Source organism: Ruegeria sp. K3 (assembly GCF_056531845.1).
Genome location: NZ_JBQFMM010000016.1, coordinates 19,807 through 39,690 on the forward strand (window position 1 = coordinate 19,807; position 19,884 = coordinate 39,690).

At 57.2% G+C, this 19,884-nt stretch carries 14 protein-coding genes and 1 riboswitch; of the genes, 4 read left to right on the plus strand and 10 right to left on the minus strand.

Going from position 1 to position 19,884, the window contains the following annotated elements; genetic code table 11:
• From ACR0MP_RS20755 to ACR0MP_RS20765, 3 genes are read right to left on the minus strand one after another with little or no spacing between them, the layout of a single operon-like run.
• Entirely contained in the window at positions 1–1,014 is a 1,014-nt protein-coding gene (locus ACR0MP_RS20755; protein WP_170407000.1) for an Ldh family oxidoreductase, read from the minus strand.
• A gap of 60 nt (positions 1,015–1,074) precedes the next feature.
• Positions 1,075–2,595, minus strand: a complete 1,521-nt coding sequence (locus tag ACR0MP_RS20760; protein WP_170393827.1) for a trimethylamine methyltransferase family protein — start codon at positions 2,593–2,595, stop codon at positions 1,075–1,077.
• A gap of 15 nt (positions 2,596–2,610) precedes the next feature.
• The gene (locus ACR0MP_RS20765) at positions 2,611–5,064 is read right to left on the minus strand and encodes a GcvT family protein (protein WP_480886659.1); all 2,454 of its coding nucleotides are present in this window, start codon (positions 5,062–5,064) and stop codon (positions 2,611–2,613) included.
• A gap of 255 nt (positions 5,065–5,319) precedes the next feature.
• Here ACR0MP_RS20765 and ACR0MP_RS20770 point away from each other — a divergent pair, with 255 nt between their 5' ends.
• Positions 5,320–6,213, plus strand: coding sequence for a LysR substrate-binding domain-containing protein (locus tag ACR0MP_RS20770; RefSeq protein WP_170406993.1), 894 nt, complete (start codon positions 5,320–5,322; stop codon positions 6,211–6,213).
• Between the two features lie 54 nt (positions 6,214–6,267).
• Here the strand turns inward: ACR0MP_RS20770 and ACR0MP_RS20775 are convergent, their stop codons facing one another.
• The 4 genes from ACR0MP_RS20775 to ACR0MP_RS20790 are packed head-to-tail and all read right to left on the minus strand — an operon-like array spanning position 6,268 to position 9,387.
• Positions 6,268–7,281 (minus strand): FecCD family ABC transporter permease, encoded by a 1,014-nt coding sequence (locus ACR0MP_RS20775; protein WP_480886661.1) that lies wholly within the window; start codon positions 7,279–7,281, stop codon positions 6,268–6,270.
• A gap of 1 nt (position 7,282) precedes the next feature.
• On the minus strand, positions 7,283–8,230 hold the full coding sequence (locus tag ACR0MP_RS20780; protein ID WP_170406987.1) for an ABC transporter substrate-binding protein: 948 nt from the start codon (positions 8,228–8,230) through the stop codon (positions 7,283–7,285).
• A gap of 18 nt (positions 8,231–8,248) precedes the next feature.
• Positions 8,249–9,034 (minus strand): ABC transporter ATP-binding protein, encoded by a 786-nt coding sequence (locus tag ACR0MP_RS20785; protein WP_170406984.1) that lies wholly within the window; start codon positions 9,032–9,034, stop codon positions 8,249–8,251.
• Positions 9,031–9,387, minus strand: coding sequence for a DUF1636 family protein (locus ACR0MP_RS20790; protein ID WP_170406981.1), 357 nt, complete (start codon positions 9,385–9,387; stop codon positions 9,031–9,033). The genes ACR0MP_RS20785 and ACR0MP_RS20790 overlap by 4 nt, the downstream gene beginning before the upstream one ends.
• A gap of 102 nt (positions 9,388–9,489) precedes the next feature.
• Positions 9,490–9,697, minus strand: a riboswitch (cobalamin riboswitch).
• A gap of 258 nt (positions 9,698–9,955) precedes the next feature.
• On the opposite strand from ACR0MP_RS20790, the gene ACR0MP_RS20795 reads away from it, so the two are divergent.
• Together ACR0MP_RS20795 and ACR0MP_RS20800 are read left to right on the plus strand one after the other, a co-directional pair.
• Complete coding sequence (locus tag ACR0MP_RS20795; RefSeq protein ID WP_170406978.1) at positions 9,956–11,023, plus strand: catalase family protein; 1,068 nt, start codon at positions 9,956–9,958, stop codon at positions 11,021–11,023.
• A gap of 18 nt (positions 11,024–11,041) precedes the next feature.
• The gene (locus ACR0MP_RS20800; protein ID WP_480886663.1) at positions 11,042–12,703 is read left to right on the plus strand and encodes a peroxidase family protein; all 1,662 of its coding nucleotides are present in this window, start codon (positions 11,042–11,044) and stop codon (positions 12,701–12,703) included.
• Here the strand turns inward: ACR0MP_RS20800 and ACR0MP_RS20805 are convergent.
• A complete protein-coding gene (locus tag ACR0MP_RS20805) occupies positions 12,700–15,702 on the minus strand; it encodes an ATP-binding protein (RefSeq protein ID WP_480886664.1) in 3,003 nt (1,000 codons plus the stop codon). The genes ACR0MP_RS20800 and ACR0MP_RS20805 overlap by 4 nt on opposite strands.
• A 581-nt stretch (positions 15,703–16,283) precedes the next feature.
• Here ACR0MP_RS20805 and ACR0MP_RS20810 point away from each other — a divergent pair.
• Positions 16,284–17,600, plus strand: coding sequence for a UDP-glucose dehydrogenase family protein (locus ACR0MP_RS20810; RefSeq protein WP_170406968.1), 1,317 nt, complete (start codon positions 16,284–16,286; stop codon positions 17,598–17,600).
• Between the two features lie 30 nt (positions 17,601–17,630).
• Here the strand turns inward: ACR0MP_RS20810 and ACR0MP_RS20815 are convergent, their stop codons facing one another.
• Together ACR0MP_RS20815 and ACR0MP_RS20820 are read right to left on the minus strand one after the other, a co-directional pair.
• A complete protein-coding gene (locus ACR0MP_RS20815) occupies positions 17,631–18,563 on the minus strand; it encodes a hypothetical protein (RefSeq protein WP_170406965.1) in 933 nt (310 codons plus the stop codon).
• A 6-nt stretch (positions 18,564–18,569) separates the two neighbouring features.
• Positions 18,570–19,883 carry a TRAP transporter large permease subunit gene (locus ACR0MP_RS20820; protein ID WP_170393803.1) on the minus strand — a complete coding sequence of 438 codons (1,314 nt, stop codon included), beginning with the start codon at positions 19,881–19,883 and terminating at the stop codon, positions 18,570–18,572.
• Position 19,884 lies beyond the last annotated feature (1 nt).

Consider the following 19,884-nt stretch of genomic DNA (forward strand, 5'->3'; position numbering starts at 1 on the left):
CTACAGAAGTTCGCGAAGTTGCTTCATCAAGTCCGCCGTGACGCGAACACCATCCGCTTCGGCGGCAGCACGGTTCTTCAAGCGGCCATCTCCGGGAACGCGGGCATCCCCGTTACCTTCAATCTCAGCGCAGATGCGTTGGACATAGCCTTCAAATGCGGCATTCCCGAAACGCGCCGGATCAATCGCGATCAACGTTGAACCGCCCTTGATATTCAAGGCACCGTGCGCTTCGCGGTTGGCATTGTCCACGGACAATGTTCCACCGGCCAGTGCCGCGCCAAGAACTTCGATCAGGAAGGCGATCGCCGCGCCTTTGTGCTCGCCAAACGGCAACAGACTGCGGGTCTCCAAAATCGCGTTGGGATCGCTGGTTGGCTGACCGTTCGGGTCAAGCCCCGCAGGGCGTGGCAATTCGTGCCCTTCGGCCGCGGCCATCCGGATGTCCATCAGCGCAACCATTGACGAGGCCTGATCCCATACAACCGGCGCACGACCCGGTCGCGGGCAAGCAAAGGACATCGGATTGGTGCCAAAAACAGGGCGGATGCCGCCTTGCGGCACCACCATCGAGAGCGAGTTCACAACACCTAGCGCTACCAGCCCAGCGTCCGCCAGCGGACCTGTATCGAAACGTAGTGCCCCCAGATGGTGGCAATTGGCACAAGTAAACGCGGCAATACCATTCGCGCGCGCCATTTCAATAAGCTCGTTTCGAGCTTTGGCGGCCACGATCTGGTAATAGCCATTGTCACCATCTCCGCGCAGAACCCCCGGTGCGATCCGTTCGACAATCGGGTCGGCCTCGGGGTTGGCATATCCCGAAGAAAAGCTCTGCGCATAAACAGGTAACATCCTTAACCCATGGCTACGCGGGCCGTCGCGCTCGCTCATCCGCACAAGCCCGGCCAGAACCGTGCTGCCATGTTCATCCATGCCTGCTGCCACAAGGACAGATTTTGCCAATTCCTCTACTTCGTCGAGTGAGAGAGCGATCGTCGAGTTATCGGCCATGTGCCTAATCCTGTCGTTGGTTGAGGAAACGGGTACATAAGTGCCCGCTTGCAGATCTGTTTAGGCGCTGTATTCCACCCGCTTCTTAGCGACGAATTCATCCAACGCCCCGCGCTGATCGTCCGGCATTGGTGGCTGGACGTAGGTGTTCAGCATACGCTGCGCCTCTTCCGTGCCAACTGTTTCTGCGGTTTTCGCACCTTCTGCCTCCCACTGTTCAAAACTGTCATTGTTTTGCAAGTGGTTCATATGCATTGGGTTTTCGCGCGTGTGGTCAGTACCAAGGAAGTGCCCACCCGGTCCGATTTTGTCAATGTCGCCCAGCAACGTGTCCAGATTTTCTTCTTGCAGGCCGCTGAAGAAACGGTGGAAGTTCTCCAACTGCAACGCATCCTGCACCCATTTTGAGTAGCTGACCCCAAGCGCGCCTTCAAGGAAGCCTGCTGAGTGTACGATGTAGTTTGCGCCACCCAGCAGCACCGGCCACATGGTGTTTGCGGTGTCGAACGCAGCCTGCATATCCGGGGATTTCGATCCGGTCCACATGGTACAGGTCCGCCATGGCACACCATAAAACCGAGCCATCTGACCCACCAGAAGGTTCATCAGCCCTGGTTCGGGCGAACCCATCATCGGTGCACCTGTCTTCATCGAAACGCCCATGATTGCTACCCCCAGCACCATCGGGGCTCCGCGCCGGATGATCTGGCTGTAGGCCATACCGGCCAGAGATTCTGCAATCAGCAGCGCGACACCACCCTGCGGGCTTGCAGGTGTGCTCGCCCCGGCAAGAACAAAGGGCGACAGCAGGCAGGGCTGGTTGGCGGCGGCATAGACGCGCAGGCTCTGCAACATGGTCTCATCCCAGACCAACGGTGTGTTGCAGTTCAGCAGGGCTGCCATCACCACATTGTTGTCAACAAACTCCTCACCAAACACGATGCGAGTCATCTCTACCGAGTCCAACGCTGCCTGCTCGGATAGAACTGAACCCTTGATCGGTTTGTCGGTCAGCGTCAGTGCGGCATGGACCAGCTCCAGGTGGCGTTGCGGGACGGGTACGTCCTGCGGCTCGACCGGCAAAATACCCGGTACCATCATCGACTGACTCATCTGACTGAGTTTGAAGAAGTTATGCGCATCCTCCAGCATCGAAGGGCGGCGCACACCATCCAGACCATAGACAAATGGCGCGCCATACGCATTGGCAAAGACCGAATGCCGATTGCCCACCCGCAGCGAGCGTTCCGGGTTGCGCGCGGCATAGCCCCATTCCGAGGGAACGGCCGAGATCAGGTCCATCAGCATCTCGCGCCCGATGCGCACTCGCTCACCCTGCACATCCGCACCGTACTTCTTCCAATCAGCTAAGGCCACCGGATCGCGGAACTCAATCCCTGTGGTTTCAAGTATAGTCATGGCCGCGTTGTGGATTTTCTCAACGCCTTCGGGACCAAGCAGATCAATCGGACCAACTTTGCGGTTCAGCGTCGACAAGTAGACAGGGGGCGGGTTGGTGCGAGCCTTGACCCGCGCGGCACGTCCACCGCCACGGCCCGAGCGTGCTTTGACTTCTGCCATCTCAAATCCTCCTGATCAGGCGCGCGCGCGGGCGCTGGTGGGATCAACGGCGCAGGTTTCGATCACTTCTGCCTCGCGCATTTCATTGTGGATGAGCACCTGCATTTTGGTGCCGGGTGCCGTCATCTCGTATGGAACCAGCGCCATCGCAAGGTCGTGGTTGCAGTAATACGAGAACCCGCCCGAAGTGACGCGTCCGATCAGCTTGCCATCGGCATAGACACCTTCGTCAAACATCACCGAGGTGTCGCAGAACGGCAGCTTCAGTGTGACCAGTGTGTTGTATCCACCCTGCTCCTGCTGCTTTTGCAGCGCGGCTTTGCCGACGAAATCGCGTTCGGCCACCTGCCCGCCGATCTTCTCGGTCATTGCAACGAAACGGCCCAAATCGGCCTCATATGGGGTCAGGTCCTTGCAGATTTCGCGGTTGATCGCGCGATAGGATTTCTCAAGCCGCATCGACTCCAACGCTTCAAGCCCGAAGGGTTTCACACCCGATTTCAGCAGCAAATCAACGAGGTGGCGATTGTACCCGACCGGGTGGTGCAATTCCCATCCCAACTCACCGGTGTAGGAGACGCGCAACAAGTGCACGCCTTTGGCATAGCCCACCTCGCCCATCTGTGCCGACAGCCATGGGAATGCTTCGTTCGACAAATCATTATCGGTCAATGGTTGCAGGATGTCCCGTGCCTTGGGCCCGGCCAGTGCGATCACGCCCAGCTGTTCTGAGATATCCTCGATCACCACCGAGCCATCACCTGGCAGCACGCGCTGTAACTGATCCCAATTGTAGGCTCGCCAGTTCGGCGTCGATATCAGGTAGAAATCGTCGTCGGCATAGCGCACGATTGTGTACTCTGCATCCATGCCGCCCTTGTCGTTCAACATCAGCGACAAGGTCATGCGGCCCACCTTGGGCAGCTTGTTGGCCATCAGGCTATCCAGCCATTTGGCGGCACCCGGCCCGCGCACTGTGAACTTGGTCATCGGCGACATTTCGATGAAGCCAGCCTCTTCACGGGTGGTGCGCACCTCTTCCTGAACACGCTCCATATGGTTGGTGCGGCGGAAACTGTGTTCGGGGATCGCCTCTTCGGGCGATTTGGCAAACCAGCGAGGAAATTCGTAGCCGTTAAAGCTGGTCCAAACCGCGCCCTGAGCAGTCAAAAGATCATATGACCCCATGGTCTTCATCGGGCGCGCATCCGGGAAATCCTCACCCGGAACATGCGCATCCATATGGGTGCCCCATGTCTCGCGCACCTTATCCATGGTCCAACGTTTTGAGGCGTAGTCCGAGAATCGACGCGGGTCGAGCTCCGACATATCCATGCCCGGATCGCCATCGACGATCCATTTGGCCAAACGGTTTCCAACGGTGCCGCCCCAGAGGATGCCACCAGGCATGCCTTCGGCCAGCCAAAGGTTCTCATGCCCCGGTGCGGGTCCGGCCAGAGGCAGCTCGTCCGGGGTCATCTGGAACGGGCCACGGGTGTTGGCCTTGATCCCAACCTCACCCAAGGTCGGCACACGTTCGATGGCGCGTTCCCATTGGGTTTCCACGGCATCAAAATCCTCGGGCAACAGATCGGCTCCGAACTCGGGCGGGACACGATCCTCGGCGAATAGTTTGAGGTCTTTGGTGAATTCATACGGCCCGAACTGGATCCCGCCCACATCTTCGCGCAGATAAGCGCCGTAATCTTCATCCCGCAGGATCGGGAATTCGGGCAAGCCTTGCGCCCGGCGCTCTTTCAGCAGCGGCACCGTCTCGGTCGTCCAATACTGGTGAACGATCGGGATACATGGCAGGTCCAGCCCCACGCGGCGCGCATTTTCGCGGGCGTAGTTGCCGGTGGCAAAGATCAGATGCTCGCAGGTGATCTCACCCTGATTGGTGGTCACTTTCCAGTGGCCATTGTCCAGCTTCTCATAAGCCTGCGCTTCGGTGTTCTGGTATACCTTGGCGCCGGTATCCCGCGCGAGCTTGGCCAATGCCATGGTAATGTCGGCGGGATTCACATAGCCGTCTTCCGTGTGCAGGATACCACCCCGAATATCCGGGCTTTGGTTCAGCAAGGGATGAACCTCAGCAATCTCCTCTGGCGTCAGCAGCTTACAAGGCACGCCGGCGGCTTCGGCGATCGAGATATAGGACTGGAACTCATCCCAGCGCTTTTCGGTATTAGCCACCCGCAGCTGTCCTACCTTACGCAGTCCGACCGAACTGCCCATCTTCTCTTCCACCTCGGTGTAGATGCGGATGGTTTCCATCGTCATCTTCGACACGTTGTGCGACCGCACAAAGGTCACTAGCAAACCAGCCGCATGCCACGTCGAACCCGAGGTCAGTGTGGTGCGCTCCAGCATAACGGCATCGGAACACCCATGTTCGGTTAACCCGTACAGAATTGACGCACCGACGCACCCACCTCCGACAACCACGACTTTTGCATGTGACTGCATACTGCAACTCCTTCAACTTGTGCACGACCAACCGGGGGTCGCATTGCATTAGGAAAGATCGATATGAACGCCAAGGGTCTTGAGGACCTTTGATACATCCATTGATCATGTCTCAAACGGTTGTGGCGAATTTTCACCGTGAACCGCTGGCGGGCAATTGCAAAAAGATTCACTTTGAATAAGATCAGCTAAGCCTGATCTTCGGATAGTGCTTATATAATATTGGATGTACAAACCATCACAGGTCAAATCACCTTGCTCAACAGGCCCTACGATCTTCCACCTGTAAGTTCGCTTGTCAGCTTTGAGGCTGCTGCGCGGCATGTAAGCTTCAAGACCGCTGCAGAAGAGCTGAACGTCACGCCGGCCGCAATCAGCCATCAGGTCAAAGCGCTGGAAAACGAGCTGCAATGCGCGCTGTTTCTGCGCCATCATCGCGGCGTGGAACTTACTGAAAGCGGTGCTTATCTTCTTGTTGCCCTTCAACGTGGTCTGGAAGGCATCAGCGAAGCACTTGGGCAGTTGCGGCGTCAATATGACAGAAAAGGTGTGACGATCCGCTCAACCACGGCTGTCAGTTCACTTTGGCTCACCCCGCGCCTTGCGCAATTCTGGAAGCAATACGGACATGTTTCCGTGACGCAGGTCGTGACCGACCTCGGCATCGACACGTCAAAATGCGACCTAAGTATCCATTACGGCGATTCCAGTCGCGAAACGGGCATGTTCAAGACACTATTTCACGACAAGATCATGGCGCTTTGTAGCCCAAGGTTTGCGCAACAGAATCCCATCAAACGTGTTGAAGATATTGCCAGGGTCCCCCTAATTCATCTCGACGCTCCGGATACCGGCTGGACCGACTGGCGTGCCTGGACCCAGAAACTCGGCTATGAAGGCCCGCTGAATTCCGCGCATCGGGTCAACAATTACACGATCGCGCTTCAGGCCGCTCAGGACGATATGGGCGCAGTGCTGGGATGGGAGGGACTGACCTCGGAGCTGACCGCATCCGGAAAACTGGTCAGACTGTTGCCGCAAACCATCTCATCGCAACTGGATTTCTACGTGAAACTGCACAACACCTCATCCGACCGCGCCAAGCTTGTGTTCAAGTGGCTCGGCCAAGCGGCTGACGGAAAGGTTTAAACTCGGCTCAGACCTGATCAGGACGAAATATCTTGGGAGCGAAGATCGAGGGCCTTACCGTTGATTTCTCGCTGTCCTGAATAAAAGCAAGAACACAAACACCGATCCGATTGAAGTTGTGACGATCCCCACCGGCAATTCCTGCGGAGCCAGCAGAAGCCTGCTGAGAATGTCAGAGCCGGTCAACAAGGCAGCACCAACCATAGCGGCGGTAGGTAGAAGGTTTTTGTGCAGGGGACCTGCGATCCCGCGTGCAATATGCGGCACCATCAGACCGACAAAACCAATCACTCCGGCTACGGAAACAAACACGGCCGTTGCCAAAGCTGCGGTGAAAAACATGCTGAACCGCAGACCCCGAACCGGCACACCCAGAGTTGCGGCAGTCAAATCCCCGGTCAGCAGCGCATCCAACCAGCGGCTGCGATAAAGCGAATAGCTCAGGATCAGCAGCAGACCGATGCACACCAGCGGGAACGTCTCCCAACGGGCCAGGCCCAGCCCCCCCAGCATCCAGAAGATGACAGAATGGGCGGCGCGGCTATCACCGGCGAAGATCAGATAGTTGGTGATGGCCGAAAACAAAAATGACACAGCCAGACCCGCAAGGATCAGCTTTTCCGGTGCGCTGGTGCGAAGCCCATGAACCAGCGCCAGCACGATGCCCGACGCCACAAGACCGCCGCAAAAGGCCGCCAGAGGCAGAGTCCAGAAACCCAGAATATCTCCGGTCACGGTAATTACAAACACCGCCCCCGCTGCCGCGCCCGAGGACAGGCCGAACAGAAATGGATCGGCAAGGTCATTACGTGTGGTCGTTTGCAGCACCACGCCAACGATGCCCAGCCCGGCACCGATCACGGCTGCTAACAACGCGCGGGGCAATCGCAGGTCGAATACGATCCTATGCAGCGGCGACATCTCTCCGTCCTGCAACCCGGTACCGCGCAAGATCGCGGTGAAGGTCTCGGACAAAGGTATCGAGGTTGTGCCGTAGATTGTGGAAATCAGCAAAAGGGCGGCCAGAACGACCGCCCCCAGCAACAACGTCAGGCCCAATCCGCCCATATCAGCTCTGACCCGGATGCATCGCGCGCGCCATCTTCGAGATCGCTTCGATATTTGCCGGTCCGGGCGTCAGCTCTTCGTAGCGCAATCCGATCCAGCGTTCGTTCTTGACGGCATCAGTCTGCGACATGACGGGATGTTCCTGCAGGAACTTGAAGGTGTCCTCGGCGCCATTGCCGGTCTGATAATCCAACAAAACCAGGAATTCCGGGTTCGATGCGGCAACGGCCTCCCACGAAGTGCGGCCCCAGCTCGTGTCCATGTCATGAGTGACGTTTTCACCACCAGCGGCTGTGATCATCGCATCGGGAATCGCGAATTTACCGGCGGTAAACGGAGCATCTGCAGGACCATCCAGAAGAAAGACGCGGGGCTTGGGCAGTTCAGCAGTCTTGGCATCGATCGCTGCCAGCTGCTCTTTCCAGCCCGAGACCAGAGCCTCGGCCTTGTCTTCGACTTGCATCACCTTGCCCAAGCGCAACACATCGCCAAACAGAAGATCCATGCTGGCTTCGGGGCGATCCTTGTCCAGATGGACACAGCTTTCCGTTAGAACCAAGGTCTTGATTCCGAACGGTTCCAATGTATCTGGGGTCACATCACCACCCGGCTTCATGCCATAGTACCAACCTGCAAAGAACAGGTCGGGTTCAACCGCCACCAGGTTTTCGACGGTCGGATATTTCGGCGCAAGCTCGGGGATGTCGCCGCGCAGAGCATCAAAATCAGGGCTGGTCTTGTACCAGCCGGTGATGCCGGTCAGGCCGACGATCTTGTCCTGCAGACCCAATGCAAAGGCCATATCGGTCATGTTCATGTCATGCACAACCAGGCGCTCGGGCGCGGTATCAAAAACCAGTGGTTCGCCGCAGTTGTCTACGGTGACTTCTTGCGCAGCAGCACCGCTTGCCATGGCGGTGGCAAACGCCACGGGCCAGATGTATTTCATCTCAGTGTGTTCCTTCGACTAAGTTGAGACTGTGGTTCTTCGAATATCAAGCGCCGGGATCACGCGGCCTTCGTGGAGAAAGCAGAGGAAATCAACGCCAAAAGTTTCGCGGACTCTTTCGGGTGTCAGCACCTTGTCCACCGACCCAAACTCGATCATACGGGTCGATTTCATCAGCGCCACGTGTGTGGCGAATTCGGGGATCATGACCAGATCGTGTACAATCATGACCACGGTGATCCCAAGCTCGGCGACCAAAGACAGCATCCGCCCTTTTGCATCAGGATCCAGATGGTTGGTCGGTTCGTCCAGAAACAGCAACGAAGGGTTCTGCGCCAAAGCACGCGCGATATGGGCACGCTGACGTTCGCCTCCGGACAGTTGGGCCATGCGCTTGTCCGCGAGATTGGCGAGACCGGTCAGGTCTAAAATCCGGTCCAGCTCTTGCGCGTGGCCTTCGGTAGAGCGGTCCGCACGGATGGGTATTTGCCCCAGCGCAACATAATCGCGTAACGCCAAGCGTCCATCGGGCAGTTCCTGCTGACCTACCACTGCGATCATGCGCGCACGCTTTTTGGCGGAGAGCTGTTTCAGACTGCGTCCTTTGATCCGAACATCGCCAAGTGCCAGCGGCTCAGCGCCGCACAACAGATTGAGAAGCGTCGTTTTCCCCGCCCCGTTCGGGCCGGCGATGGCTAGAATGGAACCCTCGTCCAACTCGAACGAGACGCCCTGCAACAGGACATCTCCGTTAAGGGCATAATACTCAAGGTTTTCGGCAATCAGAAAGGGTCGCAACGTCATTGCGATGCCCCCTGTTCGATCCGCGGCATGCGCGAGAGGGTTTTATTGAACAACGCCTGCGGGCGATCAGTGGCATTTGTCCAGCCATCCGGGCTTTCACGATACTGCGCTGCAAACTCAGCCAGCGCCTGCACCTCATCCGCGGTCTGAATGCCACCAAAAAGGTATTGCGCCTTTCCTACGGCCTGGAACCCAACCGTTCTGGGACTATCGCAGCCTGCCATGCAAGACGACGCGCGGATCGCAAAACTGCGATGTAATTTCCCGGTCAACGCATCGCAAATTTCATCAAGGGGCAGCCCTTCAGTGCAGCTTTCGCAGACTAGAATGAAATGATCAGGCGTATCTGGCATGGTCCACTCCACTTGTTTCCAAGCGCATGCGGAAGCTGCCGACAATGTAAACACGCGATTGACGCGCCATCAAAGCCTCCTTCCAGGACGCCCCGCCCCGGGTTGGTTAAACATCTGATGGCAGGTCTCCTGACTTGCGGGTCCGCGCTCGGCCAACCTTCCCGACCCTGTGGACCAGTGGCTGTTTGGCCTTGCTCACCGCTTACAGTTGCGGGGGCAGTTACGGAATTGGCACCTTTTGGCAAACCTCACCGTATTCCCTTTTCATCCCGCGGCAACACCACCGGGAACCATCAATCGATTGAGTGCCCGAGAACACCGGACACGTCAATGATAAAGTCGAAGGCACCCAACTCTGGTCGAGGATCGAGCGCGGGCAACCACGTGTCCGTAGCACCAACCGAATGGGTTGGGCTGCGCGCCGAATTTGTCTGGCCACGGCTGTCCATAGTTGGTGTGTTTGGAAATTAGACAATCTGAGGTAAGCTGAACAAATTTAGAGGTTTAGCTTTGTCAGCGCCTTACCCCTGTTTGATCATTGCCTGGGTTTATCCAAGGAGACGGTTCTTTGACGCATGTTTCGCAAAACGCATTGCCGCCGGATATTGTTGATGATGTCATTGACCACAATCTCGAGGCCGTTGCACGGTGGAAAGGCCATCGCTTAAGGGCTCAGCATGGGCGCAGTCACGGGTGCGTGGCTGCAACATTCACTGTCAGAAACGATCTACCAGAACAGTTCCGTCACGGCCTGTTTGAACAGCCCGCTGCCTATTCAGCCGCACTTCGCTTTTCCAACGGCGCGCATCTGGATGACCGGAAATCGGATGCCCACGGGATGGCGATCAAGCTTTTTGACGTGCCAGGCCCCAAGCTGATCGACGCCGAGGCACTTGCGCATCTGGGGACCACACAACTCAGCGACGAGTTCGATTTCGTATTGGTCGATCAGGATGTGTTTCCCAGCTACGTCCCCGATGAATATGAGCGATTGGGCAGGCTTGTCGCCACATTACAAGCGGTCCAGCACGCGATCAAAGGGCGACGAAAATGGAGCCTTAGGTTGATCACCAAAGGGCTGCGCGCAGGATTTCGCGCCTTCCTCACTCGTGAAGGCAAGCGTCAGTTTCGCGTCGCGAGTGATTTTGCCTCGAACTATATGCACTCGCCTTTTGAGGTCCATTTCTGGTCGACAACACCGTATCGGCTGGGCCCCGATCTAACGGTCAGATACTTGGCCCGCAGCGCGAAACCAAAAATTCCGGCACATCCGGTAGACGACCCAGATGGGATCGGGCAGTGTTTGCGGCAAGACGTGGCCGATGGAGATAATCACTTCGAGCTGTGTGTGATTGAGCCCCCGCGCCCGGCCGACGAATTCGATGTGCTCGACAATCGCATCCGGTGGGCATGCGACCCGCAACCAGATGCACCTCTTGATCCGTACCATCATACCGTCACGCCCGTGGCGGATATCACGATTCCCAAAGGTGCAGAATTTGATCCGCAGAATGGAGACGCGATGAGCTTCGCGCCCTGGCGTGTCACGGCAGATCACGAACCTTTAGGACCGATTAATGCGATCCGGCTCAGAACCTATCTGAGCTTGGCCCGCGCCCGGTTCCCGAATCGATGACCAAACGGAGATGTATTGATGCTGGACGTTGATGATCTGATCAAACTCGGATTCAAGATCTCCCCACCCGTTACGAGCTATTTAGCCGCGATCAGGCTTGCAAACGCCGCGAAGATCCACCGACCGCGGCCCTATACGATGGGCGCAGACTACACGACATGGCCCGGCGTGTTTTCCCATCGCTGGATCGGTCGGCATACAACGCCAGAAGACCTCTCACCCGTCCTGCCGTCGGAAAGCGAAGTTGCTGATCTCTTTCGCCGACGGACACAAATGGATGGCAGCCCGCTTACCTTGATGTGCCCGCAAGGATCGACACTTTTGTTTATCTCGGCCGCACAATGGTTTACCGACAGTTTCCTGCGCACCTTTGGGGCGAAAGGACCGGTTGATCAGACGGATTCGAACCACGAGGTCGATCTGTGCCAAATCTACGGGCTGAACGATTTTCAGACCGACATGCTGCGCGAACGCGATCCCGATACCAATGAATTAACCCACCGGTTGGCCTTTCGTCTGGATACACAAGGCGAGATGTGGGCCCCGAAGCTGTTTCAAAAGAACCAATCCGGTGGTGTTAAGCTTGCGCCCCCCTTTGATGGCAGTCTTGCCACTGGCGAGAATTACGGAAAGCCCCTGCACGATCCATGCAAGCTGTGGAATGCGGTGAAACGGGCGCATCCGGGTCTCAGCGATCACGCGATTGACCAGCTACTGCTCGATTTTCATGCAACCGGGCTCGATAATGGCAATGGTACCATAGGTTATATCGCGATCAATACACTGATGTTGCGCGCCCATAACACCTTTGCCGATCTGTTGTGGCGCGAAAAGCGCGGCATATCAGGCTGGGATAAAGAGCGTGTGTTCCAGACCACACGCTGCACCTTGATCGCATTGCTGATCAAGCTTGTGCTTGAGGATTACATCGCCCACATCGCCAATATGCCTTTCAAACTACCCGTTGGCGTCAATCGCTGGCAACCGTGGCATCATTCCAACCAGATCGCGATTGAGTTCAATTTGCTCTACCGCTGGCATTCGATGATCCCCGAGCGATTCATAATCGACGGCGCACAGGTTGGCCCAGAAGGCTTCAGGTTCAATCCACGACTGGTCGAACAAACGGGCTTGGCGGAAATGATCCGATCTTTGTCGCGCCAACCTGCGGCCCGCATGTCGCTGCGCAACACGCCCGATTTCCTGTTCCAAAGGCCTGCGCCCGGTGCTCCTGCCCCTGTCGAAGCTACAATTGCCCTGACGCGTAAGGCGCGTCTTCCGTCGCTGAACACTTATCGTCATCATTTCTGCCGCAAACCGCATTCAAGCTTTACTGAGATGGTTGGTGATCAGCCGTTTGCGGACGAATTGATTGCCAACCTGAGCCGGCTCTATTGCGACGTCAATAGAGTCGAGTTGTTCCCTGGTCTCTTTGCGGAACAGCACAAGGGCGATGTGATCATGGGCGATCTGATGACATCGATGGTGGCGTATGACGCGATCACGCAGCTTATGAACAACCCGATGGTGTCCAAAAACTTGTACTCAGCTGAGACTTTTTCAGAGAAGGGTTTTCAGTTGTTGAAGAAAACTTCGTCATTCTCGCAGGTGGCGCGTTTTGTGGGCTTGGACCTGCAACCCGAAGACTGCACTTTAGGTCGACGTCCCGGCGGGACCTAAGACGCGACCGCGCGCTCTTCCAGCTCAGCAATCCGCGCGGCAACTTCCGTATCGGCTGGCCGGATGCAGGCAAGATCACTCAGCGCGCGCAATTCATACAGCGCCGCGCCCTGATCATTTGCCACGGCTATAGCTTCACGCAAAGCCGCCTCAGCCGCGTCGAACGGACTACCTTGTTCCAGTAGAAGAGCCGCCTTTATCCGGTGGATTTCGGCCTCATAGTTCCGCTCGTCAGTGTTTTCTGCACATGTCAGACCAGCCTCCACCGCATCCAACCCTTTCTGAATCTCACCCAGAGCAAGATAGCCCCGTGCGAGCTCGGCGTTAACGAGCACGCCAGCCGCCTCGGCACCCGTTGCGTGCATCCTTCCCCAAGCGGCCTGCAGCATGGCCACGCCCTCTGTGGCCTCGCCGGTTCTGATGGCAGCCCCGGCAAGATGGGCCGTCGCAACAGCTTGGTAATAAGGGCCGCCCTTGTCCTGAACAGCCGCGCTCAGCGCCTTGGCCATACGCGCATAATCCGGGTGGTCCATCTGCATGTGGATTTCGGTCAACCAATGCATTGCATTTGCGATGATCAAGGGCTGGCCCGACGCCATCGCGGCGTCAACTGCCCGCTTGGCTTTGGCGAGTGCCGCCTCAGTTTTGCCCTGAAAGCTGTCAACCAGCGCGCTCATACTCTCGATTTGTATCACGGCTGCAATATCGGGGCTGTTTCCAGCTTCGGCGCGATGCGCATCCGCATGAGACGCCGCTTGTTCCAGAGCTGCTGCCGCATCCTGAAACCGACCGCGCGGGGATAGCGCGGCCCCACAGATGTAGTTTCCGACCATTCGGGTGTGGTGATCGTCATACGCATCGATGATCGCTTGCCCCCATTGCTCGGCGTTCTGGTAATCACCTTTGACCATTGCAGCGGTAAACAGACCCCTGCCCGCGCGCACAAGAGTACGTCTGTCGCCCAGCTTTTCAGCCAGTTCAAAACTGCGCCCAAAGGCATCGATTGCGGGCTCGGCACCATAACCGACATGCACGCGTTCGGCAGCGGCCAGAAGGAATTGCAAGTTCAATTCAGCTTTATCTCGTTGGTCTGCGGACAACTCGTCCAACAGCCGCAATCCGTTTCGGGCATGCTGAGCCCCTTCGCGATTTGCGTGGCGCCTCAGGTTCAGCCGCGCGGCCTCCGACCAGGCGGCCACCGCCTTCGTTGTTTCACCGGCCAGTTCCCAGTGCCGCGCTATTTGTTCAGGCTGTCGGGCGGCTTCCGGTTGGGCGGCAAGGGCTTCTGCCGTGCGTCGATGCAAATGAATGCGACGGTCCCGCACAAGGCTTTGATATGCCGCCTCACGCACCAATTCATGGCGGAACCGCCAGATCATTTCTGCGTCGTCATTCGCGCCGGGCAGATGTTGCAAAATACCCGTGGCGGCGAGCCCAAAGATCGCGTCTTCGGACTCGTCTTCAGTCAGTTCACTGATCTGAGCCAGCAAAGGTGCCCCAAAGGCACCACCTATAACAGCGGCCTCGATCGCGGCACGTCGGAGTTCTCCGACCTCGTCCACCTGTTGCGCCAGGAGGTCATGCAACGTGGCGGGAATGTTGTCCACGATACGTTCAGGCGACGCAGCGATGGCGGCAGAGCACTCCTTGATGAAAAGGGGCACACCATTGCCGCGCGCCAAAATCTGCGCCGTGGTGCGGTCGTCAAGGCGCTCACCCGAGACCGCCTTGGCCAGTTCTGACGATGTCGCATCATCGAGCGGTGGAAGCGACAATTGCTCAAGAGACGGTATGCTCTCTTTGATCGCTGATGGCGCCGGCATCCGCGAAACCATCAACATCAGGACGGGAAGTGATGTCAGATGCTCGGCCACGTCGCGCAGCACCGAAAGGGTCGATGGGTCGACCCATTGCATATCCTCAACCACGACAAGCACCGGCCCCTCTCGGCTGAGTTTTTGGTAGACGCGGATGAATATGTCACTCAGCTGCGCGCGCAGTTCGTCCTCACTGGTCGTCCCGCTGTCGCCGGGGCCCGGGGCAAGAATGAAATACAGCGTGCGAAGTTGCGCGTCGTCCAGAATATCGCTCAGATGTTCTGACAACCGGTTGCGACGCGCGGCAATATCGTCCTGATTGTGGATGCCGCACCACCGTTCGACCTGTGATATGAAGGGAAAGAACGGTGTGCTGACATGGAACGGGCTGCAGTGATAGGTCACCCATGCCTGCGGCCCGACCGACGAACGCAGATCACGGATCAGGTGCGATTTGCCAATCCCTGCCTCACCCAATATGTGAATCACCCGCCCTCTTCCAGCGTCCACATCTTTCCACGCGCGGCGGAGTTGTCCGCGTTCGGCTTTGCGGCCAAGCAACGGGGTGCGGTTATGGCGGCGTGCCTGATCCTTGCCTTCACCGGTCAATCGATAAACTGGAACAGGCCGGTCGAACCCCGCGAGGTTCTGAACGCCTTGCGGCTCGAACTCCATTTGTTCGGCCCCAAGCGCTCGTGTTGCCGCAGAAACCATTGTTCCACCGGGGGTTGCCAACGACTGAAGACGTGCCGCAAGATTTAGCGTCGATCCAAAAATCGCGTCGGGCTGAATATTGGTCCCAAGCGCGATGTCCCCGACAAGCACTACGCCGGATGCGATCCCAATCCGGCACCTGAGATCGAGCGGACCCGCCATTGCGGGCAGATCAGTATGGATGCGCAGCGCAGCGCGTAGAGCGCGCTCGGCATTATTTTCAGACGCAGCAGGCCAACCAAAGGCGACGAGGATACCGTCGCCCACGATCTGCAGCACCCTGCCCCCGAACTCAACGGCAATTTGTTCGACCAGTTTATGATAACGTAATGTCGTAGACAGCAAATCTTCGGGCTCAAGCATTTGAGCCAATACCGTGGACTCGACAAGATCCACCATCATGACAGTCAGATGGCGGTGCTCCATCGCGCCAAGATCAGTTTCCGGGCCAGTGGGGTGCAGCACCATCAGCGCGCTCCGCGACCGGCGCTCATGCGGCGTGGAGATTTAAGGCCAACGCCTTCTCCGGAACCCAAAAACGAGAACATGCCCCCCATCGCGAAGCCTTAAAATAATTAACAGATTGTACGCGCCGCCGCTCGACACCACGAAAACTGATTGTGAGACTATATGAAGCTTCGCATTCTGGCTATGCCCAACGCCTGCTGAAGCGAAGAAGTGCCTGATATTACGTTTAGGATTGAGAATGCGCGCCTGCGGTCGAACGAATGTCATCGTCGGAAATCCGATCTGGCAACGAATCTTGATCGTAACACGCCGTTCTTCGCCGAGACCAGATAGCCAGTTCAACGCAAGCCACGAACAGCACTTGAACAATTCACCACAACAAGCATATTCGGTCGCCAAGAAACAGTCTGATGATTTTGCCCTATCGCCCGCAACACCTCAGAAGTGCCGAGCTGTTGTTGAAAGCAAGCCGGCAATGCCTAAGCGGTTGTAACTATCGAGCCCTAAAAGCTCTCAATTCAGCGGTTGAAAGAGACCATGAAATACGCCACTGGCGAAACCCAAAGGAAGGAATTCGATAAATGCGCATTGCGATGATTGGCACGGGATATGTCGGTTTGGTGTCCGGGGTTTGCTTTTCGGACTTTGGCCATGATGTGATTTGCGTCGATAAATCCGATCGCAAGATCAAGATGCTTCAGGATGGAGAGGTGCCGATTTACGAGCCGGGCCTTGATGTGCTCATGACTAAGAACGTGGCTGCTGGCCGCCTGACCTTTACCACCGACCTGGCCGCTGCGGTCGACGGCGCGGACGCGGTGTTCATCGCTGTGGGCACACCTACGAGACGCGGGGACGGGCACGCTGATCTGACTTATGTGATGGCCGCCGCCGAAGAAATCGCTCATTCCATCACCGGATATACGGTTGTCGTAACCAAATCGACTGTCCCGGTCGGCACCAACCGCAAGGTTCATGAAGTTGTCTCGGGTGCAAATCCGAAGGCGGAATTCGACGTCGCATCGAACCCCGAATTCCTGCGCGAGGGCGCTGCAATTGATGATTTTATGCGCCCGGATCGTGTTGTCGTAGGGGTCGAAAGCGAACGAGCGGCGGATGTCATGGCCGAGATTTACCGCCCGCTTTATCTGCGTGACTTTCCGATCCTGACCACTGATCTAGAAAGCGCCGAGATGATCAAATACGCGGCGAATGCATTCCTGGCGACCAAAATCACGTTCATCAATGAAATCGCCGGTCTTTGCGAGCGGGCAGGCGGCGATGTCAAAGAGGTGGCGCGCGGTATTGGTCTGGATGGGCGGATCGGCAACAAGTTTCTGCACGCAGGCCCTGGCTATGGCGGCTCGTGTTTTCCGAAAGACACCGCTGCACTTGCCCGGATCGGACAGGATTTTGCCCACCCGATGCAGATCACCGAAACCGTCATTCGTGTGAACGATGAGGTCAAGAAGCGGATGATCGAGAAGATCCGGGATGCCTGCGATGACAGCTTCAATGGCAAGACCGTGGCGGTTCTGGGTGTGACTTTCAAGCCCAACACCGACGATATGCGCGACGCACCTTCCCTGACTATCGTTCCCGCCCTGATCGGTGGCGGTGCCCAGGTCCGCGTTGTCGATCCGCAAGGCCGTGCCGAGGGGGAAGCGCTGCTTCCTGGCGTCAAGTGGATGGATGATCCCTACGCCGCGGCCAAAGATGCGGACGTTGTTGTCTTGCTGACAGAATGGAACGAGTTCCGCGCCCTGAACCTGAGCGAGCTGGCGGAGACGATGAAATCGCCCCGCATGGTCGACTTGCGCAATATCTACTCGTCGACGATGGTTCTGGGATCGGGATTTGAGACCTATGTCGGCGTCGGGGTTGGGGATCAGCGTTAGGGCTGGCACCGCCAATGCCTCTCACCCAAATCAACTGGTTGTGGCAGCCGTCTGATACAGTCGGCGCATGATCAGCGGCGTCAGATACATCGGTATCTGATAGGCCCCGATGAACACCATGATCGGCGCGGTCACTTCAGGTGGCAGTGCCACGAAGAATATCGCGATGTTCCGGTTTCCGGCGATCAGAGACACCGCCGTAGCCTCGGCCCCGGGCATTCGAGTTCGTGTGAATTGGAATGAGACAACCTGAGCCCCAAAGTTGATCAGACAGGCAAACGCGATCCAGAACAGCGCGACACGCGGGTCCACAAGTGCGGTTGCGCTCAATGATGGCATCAGGCCAACAACGAAAACGGACAGAGTAATCGTTGCCGCACCTTCTACGTTCAAAAGCGTAGACTTTGAAGGTTGGCGCAGCACCGTGCGGCGCAATATGACAGCCGCGAGAATCGCTATTGTGATGGTAAGAAAAAGCCGAAGCGCGGTCATCAGGACCGCCCTGAGATCACCCAATTCCGGCATCAGCCAAAAGATCGGTAACGCGGTCAGTGGCAAAACAGCCGTTCCAACCACGACCAGTCGCATCGCCGGTTCCGCAGAATAGCCTATCATCAGGCACATATTGGGGCTGCCGGATATTGATGGGGCTGCAGCCATGACAAGCAATGCCAAAAAAACTGGCGAACCGGTCCATCCGCAGGCAATTCCAATCCCAACGACAGACAACGGCAAAACCAATTGAAAGGCGGCAATCGTTCCCGCAACTTTTCGCAGGTCAACCAGCGAACCCACAATGGCCCCCGGCTGCATTCGCAGCAGCGTCAAAAACAGCAGGAGCATGACCAAGGGCGGTAAGAGAGGCCGCATCGGTGCGGCCAGCCCCGGCAGCAGAAGGCCTGCGGCAAGGCCCGATACTAACACATATGGGCCGTGACGCGCCGCGAGGTGAAGCGGGTTCAACGGCGTCTACCCACCGGGGCTTTGACGCAGGTTTTCGGGCAGCCACGTCGCCAACTCGGGGAACCAGATCAGAACGAACACCATCAGCACCATGATCAGGAACATCGGGATCGCAGCGCGGGCGATATAGCTCATTTCATGGTTAGTCATGCCCTGCATCACGAACAGGTTGAAACCAATAGGAGGTGTGATCTGCGCCATCTCGACAACGACCACGATGAAGATCCCGAACCAGATCAGATCGATCCCGGCGTCCCGGATCATAGGCTCGACAACAGCCATAGTCAGCACAACCGAAGAAATCCCATCAAGGAAGCAGCCCAGAATGACGTAGAAAACCAGCAGAACCATGAGCAGTTCGAACCGGGTCAGTTCCCAGCCCGCGATCAAATCCGCAAGCCCGCGCGGCAGGCCGGTAAAGCCCATCGACAATGACAGGAACGCAGCACCCGCTAGGATCAGCGCAATCATCGCACTGGTGCGGGTTGCGCCCATCAAACTTTCAGTGAAGGTCTTCCAGTTCAACGATCCCTGCCCTGCTGCCAGTAGCAGTCCGCCAATCACACCGAAAGCCGCCGCCTCGGTCGCCGTAGCATAACCCAGATACATCGATCCGATTACCACCATGATCAGCAGGATCACTGGCAACAGAAAGCGAGAGTTCTTAACCTTTTCGGAAAAGGTCAACTTGCTCTCATCGTTGGGGTTCCAGTCTTTGCCAACTTTGGAATAGATGGCGACATAGCCCATGAACATTGCGGCAAGCACAAGACCGGGTAGGATGCCTGCAAAGAACAGCTTGGTGATGGACTCGTTGATCGTAACGCCGTACACGATCAACGTCAGTGACGGTGGGATCATTAGCCCAAGTGTTGCCGCGCCGGTCAGCGTGCCGATGACCATGCGTTCGGGATAGTTGCGCTTTCGCAGTTCCGGGATCGACATCTTGCCAACCGTAGTCAGCGTCGCCGCCGAAGAACCCGAGACCGCAGCAAACACTGTACAGCCTACGATATTCGTGTGGACCAGCCCGCCGGGCAAAGGTGCCATCCACGGCGACAGGCCTTTGAACATGTCTTCGGACAATCGCGTTCGGTAGAGGATCTCGCCCATCCAAATGAACATAGGCAAGGCAGTCAGGGTCCAGGAAGAGGACGCCGACCAGATCGTGGTGATCATGACATCGCCTACGGGGCGCGTCGTGAACAGCTCCATCCCGACCCAGGCGACGCCCATCAGGGCCAGCCCGACCCAGACACCGGTGCCCAGCAAGGTGAAAAGGACAAAGAGGAAGAGGATAATAACGGATATATTTTCCATG

Bases quoted from the DNA above. Each gene is read 5' to 3' on its own strand.
- ACR0MP_RS20755 (WP_170407000.1), bottom strand. From the start codon at position 1,014: ATGGCCGATAACTCGACGATCGCTCTCTCACTCGACGAAGTAGAGGAA.
- ACR0MP_RS20760 (WP_170393827.1), bottom strand. From the start codon at position 2,595: ATGGCAGAAGTCAAAGCACGCTCGGGCCGTGGCGGTGGACGTGCCGCG.
- ACR0MP_RS20780 (WP_170406987.1), bottom strand. From the start codon at position 8,230: ATGAAATACATCTGGCCCGTGGCGTTTGCCACCGCCATGGCAAGCGGT.
- ACR0MP_RS20805 (WP_480886664.1), bottom strand. From the start codon at position 15,702: ATGGTGCTGCACCCCACTGGCCCGGAAACTGATCTTGGCGCGATGGAG.
- ACR0MP_RS20765 (WP_480886659.1), bottom strand. From the start codon at position 5,064: ATGCAGTCACATGCAAAAGTCGTGGTTGTCGGAGGTGGGTGCGTCGGT.
- ACR0MP_RS20790 (WP_170406981.1), bottom strand. From the start codon at position 9,387: ATGCCAGATACGCCTGATCATTTCATTCTAGTCTGCGAAAGCTGCACT.
- ACR0MP_RS20810 (WP_170406968.1), top strand. From the start codon at position 16,284: ATGCGCATTGCGATGATTGGCACGGGATATGTCGGTTTGGTGTCCGGG.
- ACR0MP_RS20800 (WP_480886663.1), top strand. From the start codon at position 11,042: ATGCTGGACGTTGATGATCTGATCAAACTCGGATTCAAGATCTCCCCA.
- ACR0MP_RS20775 (WP_480886661.1), bottom strand. From the start codon at position 7,281: ATGGGCGGATTGGGCCTGACGTTGTTGCTGGGGGCGGTCGTTCTGGCC.
- ACR0MP_RS20785 (WP_170406984.1), bottom strand. From the start codon at position 9,034: ATGACGTTGCGACCCTTTCTGATTGCCGAAAACCTTGAGTATTATGCC.
- ACR0MP_RS20820 (WP_170393803.1), bottom strand. From the start codon at position 19,883: ATGGAAAATATATCCGTTATTATCCTCTTCCTCTTTGTCCTTTTCACC.